Origin of the sequence: Clostridium sp. B9, from assembly GCF_050509515.1 — a bacterium.
In the GTDB taxonomy this organism is placed as follows: domain Bacteria; phylum Bacillota; class Clostridia; order Clostridiales; family Clostridiaceae; genus Sarcina.
In genome coordinates, this window is the sequence record NZ_JBNWKA010000003.1 from 1,689,042 (window position 1) to 1,710,843 (window position 21,802).

Consider the following 21,802-nt stretch of genomic DNA (forward strand, 5'->3'; position numbering starts at 1 on the left):
ATTAAATTATAAGTAATTGAAATGAGAGGGAGTTAATATGGAAATCAAAAATAAAGATTCAATAAATATATTAGGGGAATTTTTATCAAAAAGGGATTTAAATGAGCTAAGTATAGAAGAATTAATGAAAAAATATTCTTTGGAAGAAGTAGATATTTTAGTACTTTTAGGAAGTGCAATAACTTATAACATAAAGGTTGCTGTAGAAGCATATGAAAAAGGATTATGCAAAAAAATATTAATATGTGGAGGTATTGGACACTCAACTGCTTTATTAAGAGATTCTGTTAAAAATCATAAAATATACAATGATATAGAAGTTAATGAAAAGGCAGAGGCAGATATAATTTTAGATATAATGATAAAACATTTTAATATTCCAATGGAAGACATAATTATAGAAAATAAATCTACAAATTGTGGAGATAATGCTAAGAAGGCTATTGAGCTTTTAGAGGATTTAGGAATAAAGTATAAGTCATTAATGCTTATACAGGATCCAACTATGCAGCTTAGAAGTTATTTATCATTTTTAAAATATATAAAAAAAGAAGATGTTAAAGTTATAAATTATTCTCCATTTATTCCACATATAAATGAAAATAGAGAATTTGATAATTCTGATATTGATGGAATATGGAGTATGGATAGATTTGAAGAGTTAATAGTAGGTGAGATACCAAGACTTAGGGATGATGAAAATGGATATGGGCCAAAAGGTGCAGCATATATTGAACACATTGATATTCCAGTAGAGGTTGAGGAGGCATATAAAGAACTAAGTAAATCTTTAGGTTTAAAAACTAGAGAACAATATAAAAGTTAAGCTTTAAATGTTAATTAAATGTTATTAATAACAAAATTGTAAAAATATAGTTGACTTTACTCTTTGTGTAATATAAACTACAAATAATAAAATTAAATATGCATGTAAATAGAGGCGCAGTTAAAAAGAGTAGTATTTTGGAGAGTGACGAATCTGTGAAGAAATATGAAAGGGTTGATTGCCGAAGTGGATGTATTATGTCAAACATCTTGCTGGGACTTAATTTAATAAGTTAAGGACTCTCACTTTAAAGTGATGGAGCTATTAATAATTAAAGAAGTTTTAAAGGATGATAGCATACTATTATCCTTTTTTTATTTGGGGAATAATTAAACTATCTTTATAATAAATAATTTAGCATCTAGTTACAGCATGAATAATTAGGGGGTAATTTTATATGACACAATTTATTAATGCTTTAAATGATTTTATTTGGGGCCCACCACTTATAATCCTTATGCTTGGAACAGGATTATACTTTACTATTCGTTCTGGATTCTTTCAGATAAGATATTTCCCACACATAATAAAACAAACTTTAGGGAAAATTTTTATTAAGGATGAAAATAAAGATGCTAAAGGGGTTTTAAGCCCTTTTGAGGCGATTTCAACTGCCATAGGAGGTTCGGAGTAGCTACTGCTATTGCTATGGGAGGACCTGGTGCAACTTTATGGATGTGGATTACTGCATTTTTAGGAATGATATTAAAACAAGTTGAAGTAACTTTAGCTGTTTATTATAGAAAGACAGATGAAAATGGAGATCCATATGGTGAACCTACATATTACATGGAAAGAGGTTTAGGTAAAGAGAGAAACTTTAAGTTTTGGAGAATATTAGCAACAGTATTTGGTTTTGGAATATTTTCAACATTTTTTATAACTGCAAGTAACTTTACAGTTTCAGAAGTTGTAGCTTCTACTTTTAAGATAGACCAAATATTTGCAAGTTTAATAATTGTTGTACTTACTTATCTTATGATATGGAAAGGCATGAAGTCTTTAGGAAAGCTATTTACTAAACTTGTTCCTATAATGAGTTTAACTTATTTATTTTTTGGTATCATAATAATAGCAATAAATTATGAGAATATACCAAATAGCTTTATGCTGATATTTGAAGGTGCTTTTTCAGGAAGTGCAGCAATTGGAGGTTTTGTAGGAGCAACTATATCTAAGGTTATTTCAACAGGTATGGCTAGGAGTGTTTATTCTAATGAAGCTGGTTGGGGGACAAGCCCTATGGTACATGCATCAAGTAGAACATGTCATCCGATAGAACAAGGTCTTTGGGGATCATTTGAAGTTTTTATAGATACATTTGTAGTTTGTACTATCACTTCTTTAGTTGTAATAATAACAGGAGAGTGGTCAACAGGAGCTGAAAGTGCTACTTTAACTCTTAATGCATTTTCAAGTGGGTTAGGTGTTTTTGGAACATATTTTTTAACAATAACAATGCTTGTATTTGGATTAACTACATCATCAGGATGGTATGTTTATTATGAAGTTGTTTTAAGACATTTATGTACTAAAAATATAAAGCTTAAAAACATGGTTTTAAAGATATTTAAATATTGTTATCCACTGCCAGGATTTTTAATGACTGCTTATATATTGTATGTTGGAGAGATAAGCATTTGGACATTTGTTGATATAACAAGTGGTATTCCAACCTTCGTAAATGTAGCAGTAATCTTGATACTTTCAAAACAATATTTTGTACTTCTTAAAGATTATAAGGCTAGATATCTTGGTAAAGGAACAGTAGATAAATCAGTTAAAATATTCTATGAAGAAAAAGAGGTTGTAAATAATGAGAAATATATATATTAATGGAGAGGTTTATACTATTACCAATGGAATGAAGGAGGCTTTTGTAGAGGAGGATGGAAGGCTAATTTATGTTGGTAATAATGATGAAGCTTTAAAGCTTAAGGATGAAGAAAGTAATATATATGATTTAGAAGGAAAGTTTGTAACTTCTGGGTTTAATGATTCACATATGCATGTTTTAGGTCTTGGATATTCTCTTCAAATGATAAATTTATCTAACAGAACTAGATCCATAGAAGATGTTAAAAGTGCAATAAGAGAATATATAGATTCTAGAAAATTAGAGGATAATCAATGGATTAAAGGAAGAGGATGGAATCATGATTATTTTCAAGAGGAGAGTAGATTTCCAAATAGATATGATTTAGATGAGGTTTCAAAAGAATATCCTATATGTATAATTAGAGCATGTGGTCATGTATGCATAGTGAACTCAAAGGCATTAGAATTGTTAGAAATAAATAAATATACCCTTCAAATTGAAGGAGGAACCTTCGATTTAGATGAAACTGGGGAGCCACTAGGAATATTTAGAGAAAATGCTTTGAATCTTATATATGATAATATTCCATCACCAAGTTTAAATGAACTTAAAGAAATGATCAAGAATTCTTGTAGACTTTTAAATTCTTTTGGAGTAACTTCAGCTCAGACAGATGATTTTATAGTTTTTCCTAAAATGAGTTATGAAGAGGTTATAAAAGCTTATAAAGAATTAGAGGAAGAGGGAAATCTTTCTGTGAGAATATATGAGCAAGCTCAACTTGTTGATATGGATGTTTTAAAGGTATTTATAGAAAAAGGGTACAAAACAGGAGTGGGGAGTGATTTATTTAAAATAGGGCCACTAAAGCTTCTAGGGGATGGTTCATTAGGGGCTAGAACCGCTTACTTATGTGAAGATTATAAGGACGATAATGGCAATAGAGGAATTGCAGTATATACTCAAGAGCAGTTTGATGAACTTATAGGATATGCTCATAAAAAAGGAATGCAAGTAGCTGTTCATGCTATTGGGGATGGAATTATGAGCATGATTATAGAATCTATAGAGAAGGCAATTGTGGAATTCCCTAAAGAAAATCATAGACATGGAATAGTTCACTGTCAAATAACTACTGAAGATATATTAAGAAAATTTAAAGAACTTAATCTTTGTGCATATTTTCAATCTATATTCTTAGACTATGACATAAATATAGTTGAAGATAGAATTGGAAAAGAAAGAGCAAAGAAAACTTATAATTTTAAGAGAATGATAGAAGACGGTATAATAGCTTGTAATGGATCAGATGCCCCTGTAGAACTTCCTAAGGTGTTAAATGGAATACAATGTGCTATAACAAGAAAGACATTAGATGGTAAAAAAGGACCATTTTTAAAAGAACAAGCTTTAACAGTAGAGGAAGCCATTAAAACATACACTATACTAGGAGCTTATGCATCTTTTGAAGAAAAGTTAAAAGGTAGCTTAGAAGAGGGGAAAGTTGCTGATTTTATAATATTGTCTGCAAACCCGTTTAATGTTGATAAAGATAAGATTAAGGATATAGATATAGAAGCTACCTATTTAAATGGAAGTTGTATATTTAGAAATAAAGTGTAAGCATAAATTTAAGAGGACAGGCTTTTTAGCTCTGTCCTCTTAATTCTTTAAATATATTATATATAATATAAACAACTTATAATTAATATTCAATTTATACTTTCAAATATTAAAAATTAGAATAGTATTTAATTAAATCTATTTTAGTAGTTATACCTATATTCTGAGGAATAACTAGTTCTTGAACATCATTACCACAAAGAGAATCAGTTACTAAGTATTCTTTTCCAAGCAATTTTTGTCCCCAGTATATAACTTTATCTACGACTGGTGTTTTAACATCACAGATTTCTGCAAAGGCCTTTATTATACATAAACCAAATTGTATATCTTCGATAAAATATCTTGAGTTTAAATCTGGAAGGTAGCCATTTTCACACTTAATCATAGGTGTTTTTATTGTTTGAAAACCTGGTGCAGTTCTAATTTTTTCTGTTAACTCACTTGGCTCTGATATTTTGTATCTATATTTTATTCTTTCAAAATCATCTTCATTAAAATTAGAAAATTCATTTATAGAATTAAATATATCTTTTAGCTCTTCATCTAATTCAATTAAAGTAGTTGAAGCTTCATTTCCCCACTCTTCATAGAATAATGAGTGTTTATCATAAACTATACCTTCCTTGTAATCCTTAAATAATTCGTATAATCTAGAAGGATGCATAGTTGGATTAGAAGGTGATAGAGTTATTCCTAAATGAAGACAAGGAATATCTATTAAACTCGTTATTTTTTCACATACACATTCTTTAAATCTGTTTGGAATAACGGCAAGTCTCATAAAGTCATTTTTTTGTTTCAATAGGACACACTCACCATAACTTTCCAATCTAGTTATAGATGGTACTCTTTGACTTCCAAAGAATATACAGCCTTTTTCTAATAATTCATCTATATAATACTCTTTACCACCAAATCCTGGAATAGCACCTATTATAGTTCCAGATTTAGCATATTTACTTACTTCTTTTAGTGTATCCTTCATCATAAATGAAGGATGAGTAATAAGTAAAATTTCAGAGTTTTCAACTACTTCTTGTAAGCTAGATGTAACACAATAAAGTTTTACTTTATGATTTACATTTTTTTCTTCTTCTATAAGTATTAACTCTGCTTTAAAGCTTTCGGGTTTTGAGGTATGCATCCAAACCTTATTATTTTTATTTAATGAGATGTATGTTCCTAAATAAGTTCCTATGTTTCCAGCGCCAATAATACCAATATTCATCTAATCACTCCTAATAAAAAAGATTAGCCCTACCATGTATGGCAGTACACGGAACGTAGAGCTTTAGAAATAAGTCATCTTAATGCAAGGAGTATTGTATCATTAATTTTCTAGAAAGTTATAAATAGTATTTTAATGAAATGTAAAAAAATATTATATCGGAATAGAATTGACAATTTGTTCATATAATAAAAGTTGTTACTTAAAAATATTAATAATTAGTTTTATTTTTAGAATATAAAAAAAGCTCCTAGTTTTCTAGGAACTTAATTTATATTAATTTAATTTTTCAAACATTTTTTTTCCTTGAGCACATACAGGGCAGTGATAGTTGTCGGGCATGTCAGTATCACTAGAGTATATATATCCACAAATTTTACAGCGATATTTATATTGAACTTTTTCAGTTGATTCTTCTTTGACTTCTTCTAAATTAGGAGTTTCTTTAATAGTATCACTTGAATTTTCAAAAGGACTTTCTAATAATTCGAACATATTTTTACCTTGCTGGCATACAGGGCATTTAAAATCATCAGGCATATCAATATTGCTAGAATAAATGTATCCACAAACTTTGCAATGATATCTATATTTATCTAAATCATCTTCATTAAATTTATCTTTAACTATCTGTTTTTCAACAATTCCTTTAGGTCCAAGATCTGAAAATCTACTTATGTATGATGTATGAAGCATTTTTTCAGCAAGTCCACTAAGAGGTGTGCCATAGAATTCTTGATAAACACGTTTTATATCTGGATTTTCATAACTACTTCTAACTGTTTGATATTCATCTTTACTATATAAAGCACTAATTCTTGATTCACGAATTTCATCATTCATAGGAATAGCAGTCTTGGGTTGACCACCACCACCTATGCAGCCACCACGACAAGTCATAACTTCTATAAAGTCATAATCAACTTCGCCAGCATTTAGTTTTTCAATTACTTTTTTTGCATTATTAGTACCATGTATTATTGCAACTTTTAAAAGAGTGCCATCTATATCTAAAGTAGCTTCACGAATTCCATCCATTCCACGAACTGCTTTTAAGTCTAAAAGTTTAGCGGGTGGGTTTTTACCTGTTATAAGGTGGTATGCTGTACGAGAAGCAGCTTCCATAACACCACCAGTATTGCCAAAGATAACACCTGCTCCAGATGCATATCCCATTAAACTATCAAAATCGGATGTTCCTAATTCTTCGAATTTAATGCCATCTTCTTTCAACCATTTAGCTAATTCTCTTGTTGTTATAACGTGATCCATATCTTTTAAGTCTGGAATATTATTATATTCAGCAGAAGCATTCATTTCAGGACGGCGAATTTCAAACTTTTTAGCTGTACAAGGTGTAAGAGCTACGTTTACTATTTTTCTAGGATCTATATTATTTGCCTTAGCAAAATAAGTTTTTATAGTAGGACCTTGCATACCAATTGGACTTTTTACACTTGAAAGGTTAGGTCTTATATCTGGATAAAAAGTTTCGACGAATTTTACCCAAGCAGGACAACAACTTGTGAATTGAGGAAGTGGAGCAGTCTTTTTAGTTATGCGTTCAACTAATTCGGAAGCTTCTTCCATAATAGTCAAGTCAGCAGCAAAGTTAGTATCTAAGACATAATCAGCACCAAGAGCTCTAAGTGCAGCAACCATTTTTCCTTCAATAAAGGTACCTGCAGGCAAGTTAAATTCTTCTCCTAAAGCTACACGAACAGAAGGGGATGCACTAAATATAACAATTTTATTTGGATCTTTTATAGCATCACGCACAGCTTGATATTCATATACTTCTGTTATTGAATCTACAGGACAAATGTCTGCACATTGCCCGCAATTTATACAAATAGCTTTATCACATGTACTTTCTAAATCATATAATCTTCCAACAGCAATATCATTTTCACAAACATATCTACACTGACCACATTTAATACATAGGTCCTCATGTCTTTGAATAGATGGATTATCATTTTCTATTGGAATTCTGATATCAACAAACTTATGTTTACCCATAATAATGCCTCCTACAACATTTTACAATTAAAAACAACCTAATAAAAATTAATCATTAATAATTATTATCCTTTAGAAATATTATACATAAAAATGAATAAAATGTTAATTATTAAATGAATGGGAAAGAGTAATATATCTTTTAATTCATTTAAAATTCTGATATTTAACTTTATTAACTAATGGTTGAATTTATGAGAGTATAAGTTAACTTTCTATCTATTGTTAAGGATATTATTGGAAAGTATAATTAGGTTAAAGTCATGACTAATTAATATATTTTAGAAAAGGATTGATTATACTATGGATTTAAAAATAGGAGAGATCATATTTGATTTAAGAAAGAAGAAAGGCATTACTCAAGAAGAATTAGCAAATAAGATTGGAGTATCAACAGCTGCAGTATCAAAATGGGAGACAGGGAATTCATATCCAGATATAACGCTTTTAGCTCCAATAGCAAGAGCTTTAGAAACTAATATAGATGGATTACTATCATTTGAATCAAGTCTTAGTGATGAAACGATAGAGGTTATATATAATAAGTGCTTAAAATCCTTTGAAATGTGTGAATTTAATGAGGCTATAAAAATTTGGAATAACTATATAAAGGAATATCCAACGAACTTAAGGCTAAAGCTAAAATTAGCTTCTTTAAGTATATACTCATTAATGTTTGCAGGAAGTGAGGAGAATGCAGATATTATTATAAATAAATCAATAGAGCTTTTAAAGGCTGCTTCTAAGAGTGAAGAAAGAGAAATTAAGGAAAGTGCATTATGTATGCTAAGTAGTTTATACATGATGAGTGAGAGATGCGAGGAAGCTATTGAAGCTATTGAAAGCATAGAGGTTTCATCAATTAATCCTAAATTAATGCTATCACCAATATACTATCAGATGGGAAAGATAGAAGAGTCTAAAAAGTTAGATCAAGAACTTTTATTTAAATCTATAAATGATATTATGCTAACATTAGTAAGTCTATCTAAAACATTTAGAAAGGAGGAAGATTATGAAACTGCCTTAAAATTAGCTGATATAAATAGAAGTATTGGAGAACTTTTTGATGTTGAAAGATTTATTGGATTAGGAAATTATAATTTATATACAGGTATTTATAGTGATTTGAAAGATGAGGATAATACTTTATTTTATCTTGAAAAATTAGTTGATGGGTATAGAAATATTAAAGAAAATAATATTAAAGATAATAAATTGTTCAATTTAATAGAATTTAAAGAAAATAACTTATCAGATGCACAGATTAAAAAGGGGTTAAGCATTATATTAGAAGAAAAAAGATATGATTTTATTAGAGATACTGAGAGATATAAAAAAATACTCATGTCTATGGAGAATATTTAATTTGTTTGATAATTATGTGGGTAGAAATTTTAAAACAACTTTGTCATAATGAGATTAGGATTTTAATGGTTTGTTAAAAGTTGACAAAAGGAGAAGTGTTATGACAGTTAAGATAAAAATACAGTCACCTAAGTTATTTAATGATCTTAGAAGGATTGATAATGCAGAAATGGAGATATTAAGAGAAGAAAAAATAGAAGAGGGATTGATAGAAAATACAGTAATAGAAAATTTAACTGAAGCTTCGGTTAAATTTGATGGATGTATCTTTAGAAATGTTATGTTTATAAATTGTGATTTTTCAAAGATTGATATGGTTGATGTGAAATTTGAAAGGTGTGATCTATCAAATTGTGAATTTTTTGGAGGTGGCTTATATAGAGTCCAGTTTAAAGGATGTAAGCTTATAGGAAGCAGATTTGATGAATGTAGCTTAAAGAGTGTTTCTTTTAAAGAATGTCTTTGTAAATATTCAAACTTTTCATTTTCTAAGCTTAAGGATATTGAATTTTGTGAATGTGATTTAAGAAATGCTATATTCCAAGAAGTAAATTTAAAAGGTATAAAATTTGAAGGTGTAAATCTTGAAGAAGGAGTTTTAAGGGGAAGTGCTTTAAAAGATATTGATTTTAGAAGTTGTGAGATTACTAATATAGATGTAAATATGGAAGATTTAAGAGGTGGAATATTTACAACTTATCAAGCTTTAGAATTAAGTAGGTTTTTAGGGATAATAATAAAATAGTGATTTTAAGATGTTAAGGTCTAGAAATACATGATTTCAAGTATTTCTAGACCTTAACACTTACTTAAATATTGGTAAAACATTTATTTTAATCTTTCATCATCTTCTTCAACATATTCTAAAATATCACCGGGTTGACATTTTAGTATTTCACATAAAGAATTTAATGTAGAAAATCTTACTGCTTTAGCCTTATTATTTTTTAAAATAGAAAGATTAGCCATCGTTATTCCCATCTTTTCTGATAGTTCAGTAGAACTAATTTTTCTTTTAGCCATCATAACATCTAAATTCACAAGAATTGGCATTGTTTAATCCTCCTAAATTGTACTGTCATTTTCTTCTTTTATATCAATAAATTTTTCAAATAATCCAGCAACTACTAGACATAATAATCCTATTGTAACACATAAAAAAGAGATTATTAATATAGGAGCAATAATTAATGCATGTTTAAAGAAATCTACTGAGTATTTTAAATATATTAAACTCAAAGAAAATGTTATAATTTCACTAAAAGAACATATGCATATAACTTGTACAGATTTTATTATATCTCTTGAAAATGGATTATCATTTTTTATAAAGCCACATATTTTCTTAACTTTAAATAAAGCTATTACAAAAGGAATAGCACACAAGTATATACAAGCAGTTACAATCCATATTAAAGATTGATTGGACAGTGAAAAATTACTCTTAAAGAACGCTGTTAGTATAAGTGGCATGCCTATAAGAGCTAGAATTGTCAATGTTATTCCTAATATGACGGTATAGTCCAATAGCTTTGAAGTAATATTGTTTCTCATTATTTTCCCTCTTTCTTATTATTTTGAAATTAATATTATGAAAAAATTATAAATAATTATTTATCGTTTGTCAATAAATGATGAGTGTGATTGCTTATTAAAGTTAGTTAGAAATAATATATTTATTGTATATATAAGATAATTTTAAAATTATAAATATAATTGACAATATATAAAAAAAGTAATATCTTATATATATAATTAATTGTGTAAAATTTAATTTTTGTATAGTATATTTATATAAGGAGACACTATGAATAAATATGATGGTTTAAAATTAGAAAATCAACTTTGTTTTAGATTGTATGCATCATCTAGAGAGGTTATAAAGAAATATAAGCCTATATTAGATGAGTATAATTTAACATATACTCAATACCTAACAATGTTAGTTTTGTGGGAAGATGAAAAAATAACGGTTAAAGGTATTGGAAACAAACTTCACTTAGATTCCGGAACTTTAACTCCTCTTATTAAAAAGCTTGAAAAGATGGAGCTAGTTACAAAGTATAGATCAATTGAAGATGATAGAGTTGTTGTTGTCGAATTGACTGATAAGGGAAAAGCATTAAGAGAAAGAATGGTAGATGTACCTAAAAAAGCTTTTTGCTCATTAGGTATGGAAAGAGAAGAAGTATTAAAATTAAAAGATAGTTTAGATGAATTATTAGAAATATTAAAATAAAAATGGGGTTTTTCAATATTTTTATTTTAGTTAAAAAATATTATCTATAGACAGTGAAATAAAGCTATATCAAAACATATTTTGATATAGCTTTTTTATGTAAAAAATTAGATGGGATACAAAAATAGATTAGCAAATCTATTTAAAATGAATAAATTATATATTGGAATAATTTATTGGAGACAGATATGGGAAAGGGATATATTATTGTTCAGCTTTCTACAGCTTTAGAAGCTTTGCCTATTACAGAGGCTAGTGTTAAGATAATTGATGCTGATACTGAAGATGTAGTATTTCAATCAGAGGACGCTATAGATAATAGTGGAAAAACTAATGCTATAGAATTAAAAGCTCCCGACAAAGATTTAACATTACAACCTTTAGAACCAGGAGATTTTCCTTACGGAGTATATAATATATATGTTTCTGCAAAGGGATATAAGGATATGGTGGTAGAAGGAGTTACGGTTTTTGATGGAATAACATCTATACAAAAGATATCAATGAATCCTTTATTGAAAGGAAGAACTTTATTTAAGAAAACACCGATTGACATATTTATACCTCCTCATCAGTTAGCATTGAAAGAAAAAAGAAATCTTCAGAAAAGTTTTGATGAAGAAATAAAACCGCCTAAGGTTTTAAAGCAGGTATATATTCCAGAATATATAACAGTACATTTAGGAACACCGAATTCTTATGCAGAAGATGTTACAGTAAAATTTATAGACTATATAAAAAATGTAGGATCAAGTGAAATATATCCAACTTGGCCAGAAGAAGCTTTACGTGCTAACATATATGCTCAAATAACATTTGCCTTAAATAGAGTTTATACTGAATGGTACAGGAATAAGGGCTATTCTTTTCAAATAACTAATTCGACAGCTTATGACCAATACTTTGTATATGGAAGGAATATTTTTGATAGTATAAGCAAGGTTGTAGATGATATTTTTAATGAGTATGTTTCAATGGTTAGTTCCGAAGCTCCATATTTTACTCAATATTGTAATGGAACAACCTCTATTTGTGATGGGCTTTCTCAATGGGGAACTGTAGATTTAGCTAACAATGGGGAGGATGCTTTAGGAATATTACAAAAATATTATGGGTATGACAAGATAATAAAATCAACTTCATTGGTTGAAGGGATTCCTTCGTCATATCCTGGATATCCATTAAGGCTCTATGATAATAATGAAAATGTAAAGATAATTCAAGAACAATTAAACAGGATTGCTCAAAACTATCCAGCTATACCTAAAATAGAAAATCCTAATGGCTACTTTGGAATAGATACTGAAGAATCAGTTAAGAAATTTCAAGAAATTTTTAATTTAACTGTCGATGGAATTGTAGGTAAGGCTACTTGGTATAAAATATCAGAAATTTATGTTGCTGTAAGACGATTATCAGAATTAGATCAAGAGCCAGATACAGATGGAGATGAATATGACGGAGTATATCCAGGATATATTTTAAGTTATGGAGCTAGGGGAGAAAAGGTAGAAGAATTACAAACATATTTAAGAGAAATATCTAGATATTATGATATACCTACCTTAGACGTTGATGGTATATTTGGTAATGATACTTTATCCTCTATAGTTGTTTTTCAAAAGTTATTTGGATTAGCACAAGATGGACTTGTTGGTCCTATAACATGGAATAAGATTTATGAGGTTTATACTAATCTACCGGAAGAACCAATTTTTGATGGAGTATATCCAGGGTATGTGTTAAAGTACGGCTCAAGAGGTGATAAAGTAATTGAACTTCAAAGTTATCTCAAGCAAATATCTAAGTATTATGGTACTCCAAATTTAGAAGTAGATGGTGTCTTTGGAAGAGGAACAGAGGATGCAGTGATAGTATTTCAAAGTATATTTGGCCTATTTACAGATGGGATTGTTGGTCCTAAAACTTGGAATAAAATATATGAAACATATTTAGAATTGCCTAAATTTAAAAGAGATGTAGATTTAAATAAGTATCCAGGTTACGTTTTGAAAAAAGGGATGAAAAATAATGATGTAAGAACACTTCAAACATTGTTAAAGGCAATAGGAAAATTATATGAATTTATGCCTAATGTGGAAGTTAATGGAGAGTTTGATGAAAAAACCAATAGAGGAATAGAAGCTTTCAAGAAAAATTTTGGGTTAGTAGTAGGTGATAAGGTAGATATAAATACTTGGAGAAGCTTAATAGCAGTTTATAATGATTTAGCTTCAAGAAAAGACATAAATAGACCAGAATATTTATATAGGTATCCAGGGATTGAACTTAAAAAAAATGATGATAATGGATATGTAGCTATATTGAAAGAATATATAAATGTATTATCTAAAAATGGGTATCCTGTAAAAGAGGTATTTATTGATACAAGTTTTGATGATGAACTTGAAAATGAAATTAAGAATTTTCAAAAGTATGAAGGATTAAGGGAAACGGGTGTAGTAGATGCAAAAACTTGGACTAAACTTGCATTAATATATAGTGAACTTTATACTGGAATAACTTTAAAAAGAATGAAAAAGCATAATAAGCATAGACGAAGATAAAATTTAATCATTGTACTAAAACTAGAATGAGATATTATTAAGTTAAAAAAACCTTAAGATTTAAATTAAAATCTTAAGGTTTTTTTGTTGTATAGAATCTTTATACAATCTTAATGTCTATCTATTAAACTCTAACGCCATCTTAATGTTTTACAAAATATAATGAATTAAGATGAAAGGAGGAGGAAATATGAATTTTATTCTAATATTTATGGGATGTATTTCTTTAATGTTATTTATTTATCTTGGAGTAGTACTTTTTAGGGGGGATAAAAATGATTAATGCTATTTTACAATACTCTTTATATTTAATAATTTTAATCATACTAGCAATTCCACTTGGAAAATATATTGGAAAAGTAATGAATGGAGAAAGAGTATTTTTATCTAAAGTTATAGTTCCAATTGAAAACTTGATATACAGGTTGTTTGGAGTAGATGAGGAAGAAGAGATGGGGTGGAAAAAATACTCCATTTCAATACTAGTTTTTAGTGCTATAGGATTTATAGTTTTATTTCTTTTAAATATATTTCAAGGATTTCTACCACTTAATCCAGAAGGAGTTCAAGGAACATCAGTAGATTTAGCTTTTAATACTACATCTAGTTTTATTACAAATACAAACTGGCAAGCTTATTCTGGAGAAAGTCAATTAAGCTATTTAACTCAAATGTTGGGGTTAACAGTACAAAACTTTTTGTCTGCTGGTACTGGTATAGCTGTATTATTTGCATTAATAAGAGGTTTTGTTAAATCAAGTAAAAATACTTTGGGAAATTTTTGGGTTGATTTAACTAAAAGTGTACTTTATATATTAATGCCGCTTTCAGTAGTAATTTCGCTTTTATTGGTTTCACAAGGAGTAGTTCAAAACTTTAATTCTTATGAAGAGGTATCATTATTACAGGAAGTTATATTAGAAGATGGCAGCATTGTTAATAGTCAGGTTATTCCACAAGGGCCAGCGGCTAGTCAGGTTGCAATAAAACAACTAGGAACTAATGGCGGCGGATTTTTTGGAGTGAATTCAGCACATCCTTTAGAAAATCCTACAGCATTTTCTAATTTAGTGGAGATGATATCAATACTTCTAATTCCTGCAGCACTCTGCTTTACTTTTGGAAGAAATATTAAGGATAAAAAACAAGGGAAAGCATTATTCTTAGCTATGTTTATATTATTAGTTACAGCTTTGGTTATTATAGGGGTAAGTGAAGCTAAGGCAACACCACAACTTTTACAAAATGGACAAGTTGATATTGGATTTATAGATCAGGGTGGAGGAAATATGGAAGGTAAAGAAGCTAGGTTTGGAGTTGTTGGATCTAGTACATGGGCAGCATTTACTACAGCCGCTTCTAATGGATCAGTAAATTCTATGCACGATAGTTTTACTCCTATAGGTGGAATGATGACAATGCTTTTAATTCAGCTAGGAGAAGTTATATTTGGTGGTGTTGGTTGTGGGCTTTATGGAATGATAGCTTTTGCAATTATAACAGTATTTATTGCAGGGTTAATGGTTGGTAGAACACCAGAGTATTTATGCAAAAAGATAGAACCATATGAGATGAAAATGGCAATGCTAGTATGCTTGGCAACACCTTTATGTATTTTAATAGGAAGTGCTTTAGCATCTTTAAATGTAGGAGTTACCGAAAGTCTGAATAATTCTGGCGCTCATGGTTTTTCAGAAGTATTATATGCTTACTCTTCAGCAGGAGGAAATAATGGTTCGGCTTTTGCTGGATTTGCTGCTGATACGGTATTTATAAATTTATCAATTGGATTAATAATGCTTTTAGTAAGATTTGTACCAATGTTTGCAACTTTAGCAATAGCTGGATCTTTAGTTAAGAAAAAGAAAGTTGCTATAAGTTCTGGAACTTTACCAACACATAATGCTTTATTTATAGGATTATTAATATTTGTGGTTTTATTGATTGGTGCTTTAAGCTTTTTCCCAGCACTTGCTTTGGGACCAATAGCTGAATTTTTACAAATGATTTAATAAGGGAGGGTTATAGGATATGAAAGATAATAATAATTTATTTAATAGTAAGATTCTAAAGATGGCAATAAAAGACTCATTTGCAAAATTAAATCCTAGAGTACAGCTAGAAAATCCAGTAATGTTTATAGTATATATAGCGTCTATTTTGACAACTGGACTATATGTATTTTCTTTATTCGGCATAAAAGATAATTCTTCAAGTTTTATACTTGGGATAGCTATATTACTTTGGTTTACAGTAATATTTGCAAATTTTGCTGAAGCTATAGCCGAGGGAAGAGGAAAAGCACAGGCAGATGCCTTAAGATCAGCTAAGAAGGATGTCATAGCTAATAAAATTAAGTCTATTGAAAGCAAATTTCAGTTTGAGAGCATTTCCTCAACAGAGCTTAGAAAAGGTGATTTAATAATAGTTAATGCAGGAGAACAAATACCCGCAGATGGAGATGTAATAGAAGGTGCAGCTTCCGTTGATGAAAGTGCTATAACTGGTGAATCAGCTCCTGTCATAAGAGAAAGTGGTGGAGATAGAAGTGCGGTAACTGGAGGAACTCAGGTTATTTCCGATTATCTTATAATAGAGGTTACTAATAATCCAGGTGAAAGTTTTATGGATAAGATGATTTCCATGGTAGAAGGAGCATCAAGAAAGAAAACTCCAAATGAACTAGCTCTTCAAATACTGTTAGTTTCATTAACGATGATTTTTTTAGTAGTTACTGTGTCATTGTATGCATATTCTGAATTTGCTTCATCACAGCAAGGCGTGATAAATAGCACATCAGTAACGTCACTTCTAGCTTTATTAGTATGTCTTGCACCTACTACTATAGGGGCATTACTTTCATCTATTGGTATAGCAGGCATGAGTAGATTAAATCAAGCAAATGTACTTGCCATGAGCGGTAGAGCAATAGAGGCAGCTGGAGATGTAGATATACTTATGTTAGATAAAACAGGAACTATTACACTAGGTAATAGACAAGCAAGTGAATTTATACCAGTTGATGGAGTTAAAATATATGAATTAGCAGATGCAGCCCAACTTTCTTCATTAGCAGATGAAACTCCTGAGGGAAGAAGTATTGTTAAGCTAGCAAAAGAGAAGTTTGGCATAAGAGGAAGAAACTTAGGGGATTTAAATGCTAAATTTATAGAATTTACAGCTAGAACAAGAATGAGCGGGGTTGATTTTGAAGGAAATAAAATAAGAAAAGGATCAGCTGATTCTATAAAAAATTATATTTTAGAAAATGGAGGAGTATTTTCTAAAGCATGTGACGAAGAAGTGGAGAAAATAGCTAAAATGGGAGGAACACCATTAGTAGTAGCTAAAAATAATAAAGTTCTTGGGATAATATACCTTAAAGACATTATAAAAAAGGGAGTTAAAGAGAAATTTTCAGATTTAAGAAAAATGGGAATAAAAACAATTATGATAACTGGAGATAACCCATTAACAGCTGCAGCAATTGCAGCAGAGGCTGGTGTAGATGATTTTTTAGCTGAAGCAACACCAGAAGGAAAATTAGAAATGATAAGAAATTTTCAAAAGAAAGGACATTTGGTTGCAATGACTGGAGATGGTACTAATGATGCACCAGCACTTGCTCAAGCAGATGTGGCAGTTGCTATGAATACAGGAACACAAGCCGCTAAAGAAGCAGGAAATATGGTTGATTTAGATTCTTCTCCAACTAAATTAATAGACATAGTAAGAATTGGGAAGCAGCTTTTAATGACTAGAGGGGCACTTACGACTTTTAGTATAGCAAATGATATAGCTAAATATTTTGCTATAATTCCACCTCTTTTCATAGGAATTTTTCCAGAGTTATCAAAGTTGAATATAATGGGGTTACAAAGTCCTGAGAGTGCAATTCTTTCTGCTGTTATATACAATGCGTTTATAATAATTGCTTTAATTCCATTAGCACTTAAGGGAGTTAAATATAGAGAAGTTTCTGCTAATAAATTATTATCAAGGAATTTATTGATTTATGGTTTAGGAGGAATTATAGCTCCATTTATAGCAATAAAATTTATAGATGTTTTAATAAATATGATAGTTATATTTTAATAGGAGGATTTTGTTATGAAAATTTTAAAGAGAGCTACCTTAGCTATTTTAATATTTACAGTTTTTTGCGGTATTATTTATCCAGTAGCCATAACTACTATTTCACAAGTTTTTTTTAATAGTAAAGCTAATGGTAGCATAATAGAAGTTGATGGAGAAAAATATGGTAGTATACTTTTAGGACAAGAATTTACAAAAGATAAATATTTGTGGGGAAGGATTATGAATATTAATACAGAAATATTTAAAGACGAAAATGGAAATTCACTTATGTATTCATATCCATCAAACTTAAGCCCTGCAAGTAAAGAATATGAAAATTTAATAAAAGAAAGAGTTAATAAAATAAAAGATAGCAATCCAGAAAAGAAGTCTGAACCTATACCAGTAGACTTAGTAACTTCATCTGGAAGTGGCTTAGATCCACATATATCAGTTGCAGCAGCAAATTATCAAATTGATAGAATTGCAAAGGAGAGAAATATGGACAAAGACGAAGTAAGAAAAATTATAGATAAATATACCACTGGAAGATTTCTAGGGATTTTTGGTGAAAAAGTAGTTAATGTGTTACAAGTAAACCTTGCTTTGGATGGTATATTAAAAGAATAGGAGGGATGAAATTGAGAGAGACCCGTCCTAGTCCCGAGAAAATATTAAGAGAAATAAAGAAAGAAAAAAAAGAAAAAGAAAAAGGAAAACTAAAAATATTTTTTGGATATGCTGCAGGAGTTGGAAAAACTTATTCAATGCTTGAGGCAGCACATTCTGCTAAAAACATGGGGATAGATGTTGTTGTTGGTTATGTAGAACCACATACTAGACCAGAAACTTTGAATCTATTAAATGGTTTAGAAATATTACCTAAATTAGAAATTGAGTATAAAGGATTAAAATTACTTGAGTTTGATTTAGAGGGGGCATTAAATAGGCAACCAAAGTTAATAATTGTGGATGAGTTGGCTCATACCAATGTAAAAGGGGGAAGACATGAAAAGAGATATAGTGATATTGAAGAACTTTTAGATGCTGGAATTGATGTTTATACTACATTAAATGTTCAACATATAGAAAGTTTAAATGATCTAATAGCATCTATAACAAATATAATTGTGTCTGAAAGAATTCCAGATAGAATATTTAAAGAAGCTTTTCAAGTTGAATTAGTAGATGTAGATCCACAGGTTTTAATGGAAAGGTTACAGGAAGGGAAAATATATTCTAAAAGTCAAGCAAAAAATGCATTGAAAAATTTTTTTGTAAAAGAAAATTTGATTGCATTGAGGGAAATTGCTTTAAGAGAAACTGCAGATAGAGTAAATAGAGATGTTTTAATTAATAAAGGAGAAAATTATTATCATACTAATGAGCATATATTGGTTTGTTTAAGTTCTTCACCATCTAATAAAAAGGTGATAAGAACAGCTGCCAGAATGGCTGAAGTATTTCATGGGAAATTTACAGCACTTTTTGTTGAAAATAGTAATTCTAAGGAATTAAGCGATAAAAATATAATAAGATTAAGAGAAAATGTTAAGTTAGCAAGAGAATTAGGCGCAAATATTGAAACTGTATATGGAGATGATATTGCATATCAGCTTTCAGAGTTTTCAAAGATAAGTTTAGTCTCTAAAGTTATTTTAGGTAGAACTAAAAGAAAAAGAAATTTTTGGTCTAGATTAGGGGTTGTAGATAAGTTAATAGAGCTATCACCAGAATTGGATATTTATGTAATACCAGATGAAGAGATTTATGTTAATAGAAAAAAGTTTTTGTTTGATAAAAAAAGACTTACTACTAAAGATTCTTTTAAAACTTTTGTAATTTTATTATTAGCAACTATAGTAAGTTTATTCTTTGAATTTCTAGGGTTTAGTGAGGCTAATATAATAACTGTATTTATACTAGGGGTTTTAATTATATCTAATCAAACCAATGGCAGAATATATGGAAGCATTTCAGCCTTATTAAGTGTTTTGTTATTTAATTTTTTCTTCACAGAACCAAGATTTACTTTTAATTCTTATGATCCTGGATATATAGTAACATTTTTAATAATGTTATTATCAGCATTTATTACAAGTGCACTTACAACTAAGGTAAAAGCACAAGCAAGTATTTCAGCTATGATTGCTTATAGAACTAATATATTATTAGAGGCAAGCAATGAGTTAGGAGGATGTTCAGAACTTGAAGATATCATTAGAAAATCTCAAAGACAGTTAAATAATCTTCTAAAAAAACCAGTTGTTATGTATAAGGTAAATGATGAACAAATAGACAAAATATATAATTACAGGTTTGAAGATGGCACGGAATTAGATGAAAAATATTTATCACAAGAAGAACTTGGCGTTGTATTTTGGACAATCAATAATAAGAAAAGCGCAGGAAAGGGAACTGATACACTTCCAGGAGCAAATGCAATGTATATTCCAATATTAGGTGATTCAGAAGTTAAGATTGTTGTAGGAATAATTATTGGTGAAGAAGATGAAATACAAGAGGGAGAAAAATCTTTGTTACTAGCTATGATAAATCAAATAGCATTTGCAGTAGATAATCATATTTTAAATGAAGCTCGAAATAATGCATTAATGCAAGCTGAAAATGAAAGATTTAGAGCAAATTTGTTGAGAGCGGTTTCACATGATTTAAGAACTCCCTTAACTAGTATTTCAGGAAGCGCTAGTTCTATATTAAATAATAATTTTGATGAAAAAACAAAAAAACAATTAACTTTAGATATTTACGATGATTCTGTTTGGTTGATAAATTTAGTAGAAAATTTATTATCTGTTTCTAGAATAGATAATGGTAGTGTTAATCTTCATATGGAAGCACAGCTAGTTGAAGAAATTTTTACTGAAGCATTACAGCATGTTAATAGAAAAATAAATGAACATTTAGTTGAAATAGAACTTGAAGATGATTTTTTAATGGTGGATGCTGATGTTAAGTTAATAATTCAGGTGATAATAAATATTGTAGATAATGCTATTAAATATACAGATGAGGGATCAAATATAAAACTTAGTGCTTTCTCTGAAAAGGATAAGGTAGTTATAGAAATATCTGATAATGGAAATGGAATCAGTAATACCGATAAAAAGCATATTTTTGATATGTTTTTTACAACTAAGGGAAATAAAACAGATAGTAGAAGAGGGTTAGGCTTAGGATTGGCTATATGTAAATCTATTATAAATGTTCATGGTGGAGAAATATATGTAAAGAATAACAAGCCAAAAGGAACGATAATAGGCTTTACCTTAAAGAAAGTAGAGGTTAATGAGAATGAAGGAATTAATTTTGGTTATTGAAGATGAAAAAGCAATAAGAAATTTTATTTCAGCTACTTTAGAGGCACACAAATATAATTGTTATACTGCTATAAATGGAGAGCAGGGTTTATTGGTAGCAGTTTCTCAGAGTCCAGATATCATAATATTAGATTTAGGACTTCCAGATATTGATGGAATAGATATAATAAAGAAAATTAGAGGATGGTCTAATTGTCCAATAATAGTTGTAAGTGCTAGAAGTGATGATAAGGATAAAATTGAGGCTTTAGATTTAGGTGCAGATGATTATTTAACTAAGCCATTTAGTGTTAATGAACTTATGGCTAGAATTAGAGTAGCCATAAGAAAAATGAATTATGATAAAGAAGTAAATAAAGAAGTTAAAGAATTTATAAATGGTGACTTGAAAATTGACTATTTGTCAAGAAGTGTTTTTATAAATGATGAGGAATTGCATTTAACTCCAATAGAATACAAACTGTTATGTCTACTTTCTAAACATGTTGGAAGAGTATTGACACATCATTTTATACTAAAAGAAATTTGGAATAGTACTTGTGAAAGTGATGTAGCATCCTTAAGAGTTTTTATGGCTACTTTACGAAAAAAATTAAACAATAAATCAAAGAATTTAAATTATATACAAACACATATAGGGGTTGGATACAGACTCCTTAGAATTCAGCATGAGGATAGTGAGTTTTAAT

General features: G+C 29.2%; 17 protein-coding genes and 1 riboswitch. Of the genes, 13 read left to right on the forward strand and 4 right to left on the reverse strand.

Going from position 1 to position 21,802, the window contains the following annotated elements:
• The first annotated feature begins 37 nt into the window (after nt 1–37).
• From ACQZHJ_RS07650 to ACQZHJ_RS07665, 4 genes are all read left to right on the forward strand, one after another.
• On the forward strand, nt 38–826 hold the full coding sequence (locus tag ACQZHJ_RS07650; protein WP_430484956.1) for a YdcF family protein: 789 nt from the start codon (nt 38–40) through the stop codon (nt 824–826).
• A gap of 101 nt (nt 827–927) precedes the next feature.
• Nucleotides 928–1,098: riboswitch (Lysine riboswitch) on the forward strand.
• 125 nt (nt 1,099–1,223) lie between these two features.
• Nucleotides 1,224–1,460 (forward strand): hypothetical protein, encoded by a 237-nt coding sequence (locus tag ACQZHJ_RS07655; RefSeq protein WP_430484957.1) that lies wholly within the window; start codon nt 1,224–1,226, stop codon nt 1,458–1,460.
• A gap of 14 nt (nt 1,461–1,474) precedes the next feature.
• Complete coding sequence (locus ACQZHJ_RS07660) at nt 1,475–2,662, forward strand: alanine/glycine:cation symporter family protein (protein ID WP_430484958.1); 1,188 nt, start codon at nt 1,475–1,477, stop codon at nt 2,660–2,662.
• Entirely contained in the window at nt 2,643–4,268 is a 1,626-nt protein-coding gene (locus ACQZHJ_RS07665; protein WP_430484959.1) for an amidohydrolase, read from the forward strand. The genes ACQZHJ_RS07660 and ACQZHJ_RS07665 overlap by 20 nt, the downstream gene beginning before the upstream one ends.
• 109 nt (nt 4,269–4,377) lie before the next feature.
• Here ACQZHJ_RS07665 and ACQZHJ_RS07670 read toward each other — a convergent pair whose 3' ends face one another.
• Nucleotides 4,378–5,499: an NAD/NADP octopine/nopaline dehydrogenase family protein gene (locus tag ACQZHJ_RS07670; RefSeq protein WP_430484960.1), complete on the reverse strand. Its 1,122-nt coding sequence runs from the start codon at nt 5,497–5,499 to the stop codon at nt 4,378–4,380.
• 276 nt (nt 5,500–5,775) lie between these two features.
• Entirely contained in the window at nt 5,776–7,521 is a 1,746-nt protein-coding gene (locus ACQZHJ_RS07675) for a [FeFe] hydrogenase, group A (RefSeq protein WP_430484961.1), read from the reverse strand.
• Nucleotides 7,522–7,824: 303 nt separating this feature from the next.
• Between ACQZHJ_RS07675 and ACQZHJ_RS07680 the strand changes: the two genes are divergently transcribed.
• Nucleotides 7,825–8,889 carry a helix-turn-helix domain-containing protein gene (locus tag ACQZHJ_RS07680; RefSeq protein WP_430484962.1) on the forward strand — a complete coding sequence of 355 codons (1,065 nt, stop codon included), beginning with the start codon at nt 7,825–7,827 and terminating at the stop codon, nt 8,887–8,889.
• A gap of 100 nt (nt 8,890–8,989) precedes the next feature.
• Entirely contained in the window at nt 8,990–9,634 is a 645-nt protein-coding gene (locus tag ACQZHJ_RS07685; protein ID WP_430484963.1) for a pentapeptide repeat-containing protein, read from the forward strand.
• An 83-nt stretch (nt 9,635–9,717) separates the two neighbouring features.
• Here the strand turns inward: ACQZHJ_RS07685 and ACQZHJ_RS07690 are convergent, their stop codons facing one another.
• Together ACQZHJ_RS07690 and ACQZHJ_RS07695 are read right to left on the reverse strand one after the other, a co-directional pair.
• A complete protein-coding gene (locus ACQZHJ_RS07690; RefSeq protein WP_423239819.1) occupies nt 9,718–9,942 on the reverse strand; it encodes a helix-turn-helix domain-containing protein in 225 nt (74 codons plus the stop codon).
• Nucleotides 9,943–9,954: 12 nt separating this feature from the next.
• Nucleotides 9,955–10,443, reverse strand: coding sequence for a DUF2975 domain-containing protein (locus tag ACQZHJ_RS07695; protein WP_430484964.1), 489 nt, complete (start codon nt 10,441–10,443; stop codon nt 9,955–9,957).
• A 253-nt stretch (nt 10,444–10,696) separates the two neighbouring features.
• Between ACQZHJ_RS07695 and ACQZHJ_RS07700 the strand changes: the two genes are divergently transcribed.
• The 7 genes from ACQZHJ_RS07700 (at nt 10,697) to ACQZHJ_RS07730 (ending at nt 21,801) form a co-directional block, all read left to right on the forward strand.
• Complete coding sequence (locus ACQZHJ_RS07700; RefSeq protein WP_430484965.1) at nt 10,697–11,128, forward strand: MarR family winged helix-turn-helix transcriptional regulator; 432 nt, start codon at nt 10,697–10,699, stop codon at nt 11,126–11,128.
• A 188-nt stretch (nt 11,129–11,316) separates the two neighbouring features.
• Nucleotides 11,317–13,695, forward strand: a complete 2,379-nt coding sequence (locus ACQZHJ_RS07705; RefSeq protein WP_430484966.1) for a peptidoglycan-binding domain-containing protein — start codon at nt 11,317–11,319, stop codon at nt 13,693–13,695.
• Between the two features lie 275 nt (nt 13,696–13,970).
• The gene (gene kdpA / locus ACQZHJ_RS07710) at nt 13,971–15,707 is read left to right on the forward strand and encodes a potassium-transporting ATPase subunit KdpA (RefSeq protein ID WP_430484967.1); all 1,737 of its coding nucleotides are present in this window, start codon (nt 13,971–13,973) and stop codon (nt 15,705–15,707) included.
• Between the two features lie 19 nt (nt 15,708–15,726).
• Entirely contained in the window at nt 15,727–17,790 is a 2,064-nt protein-coding gene (gene kdpB, locus ACQZHJ_RS07715; RefSeq protein ID WP_430484968.1) for a potassium-transporting ATPase subunit KdpB, read from the forward strand.
• 15 nt (nt 17,791–17,805) lie between these two features.
• On the forward strand, nt 17,806–18,402 hold the full coding sequence (gene kdpC, locus ACQZHJ_RS07720; protein WP_430484969.1) for a potassium-transporting ATPase subunit KdpC: 597 nt from the start codon (nt 17,806–17,808) through the stop codon (nt 18,400–18,402).
• An 11-nt stretch (nt 18,403–18,413) separates the two neighbouring features.
• A complete protein-coding gene (locus tag ACQZHJ_RS07725; RefSeq protein ID WP_430484970.1) occupies nt 18,414–21,113 on the forward strand; it encodes a DUF4118 domain-containing protein in 2,700 nt (899 codons plus the stop codon).
• On the forward strand, nt 21,088–21,801 hold the full coding sequence (locus ACQZHJ_RS07730; RefSeq protein WP_430484971.1) for a response regulator: 714 nt from the start codon (nt 21,088–21,090) through the stop codon (nt 21,799–21,801). The genes ACQZHJ_RS07725 and ACQZHJ_RS07730 overlap by 26 nt, the downstream gene beginning before the upstream one ends.
• Nucleotide 21,802 lies beyond the last annotated feature (1 nt).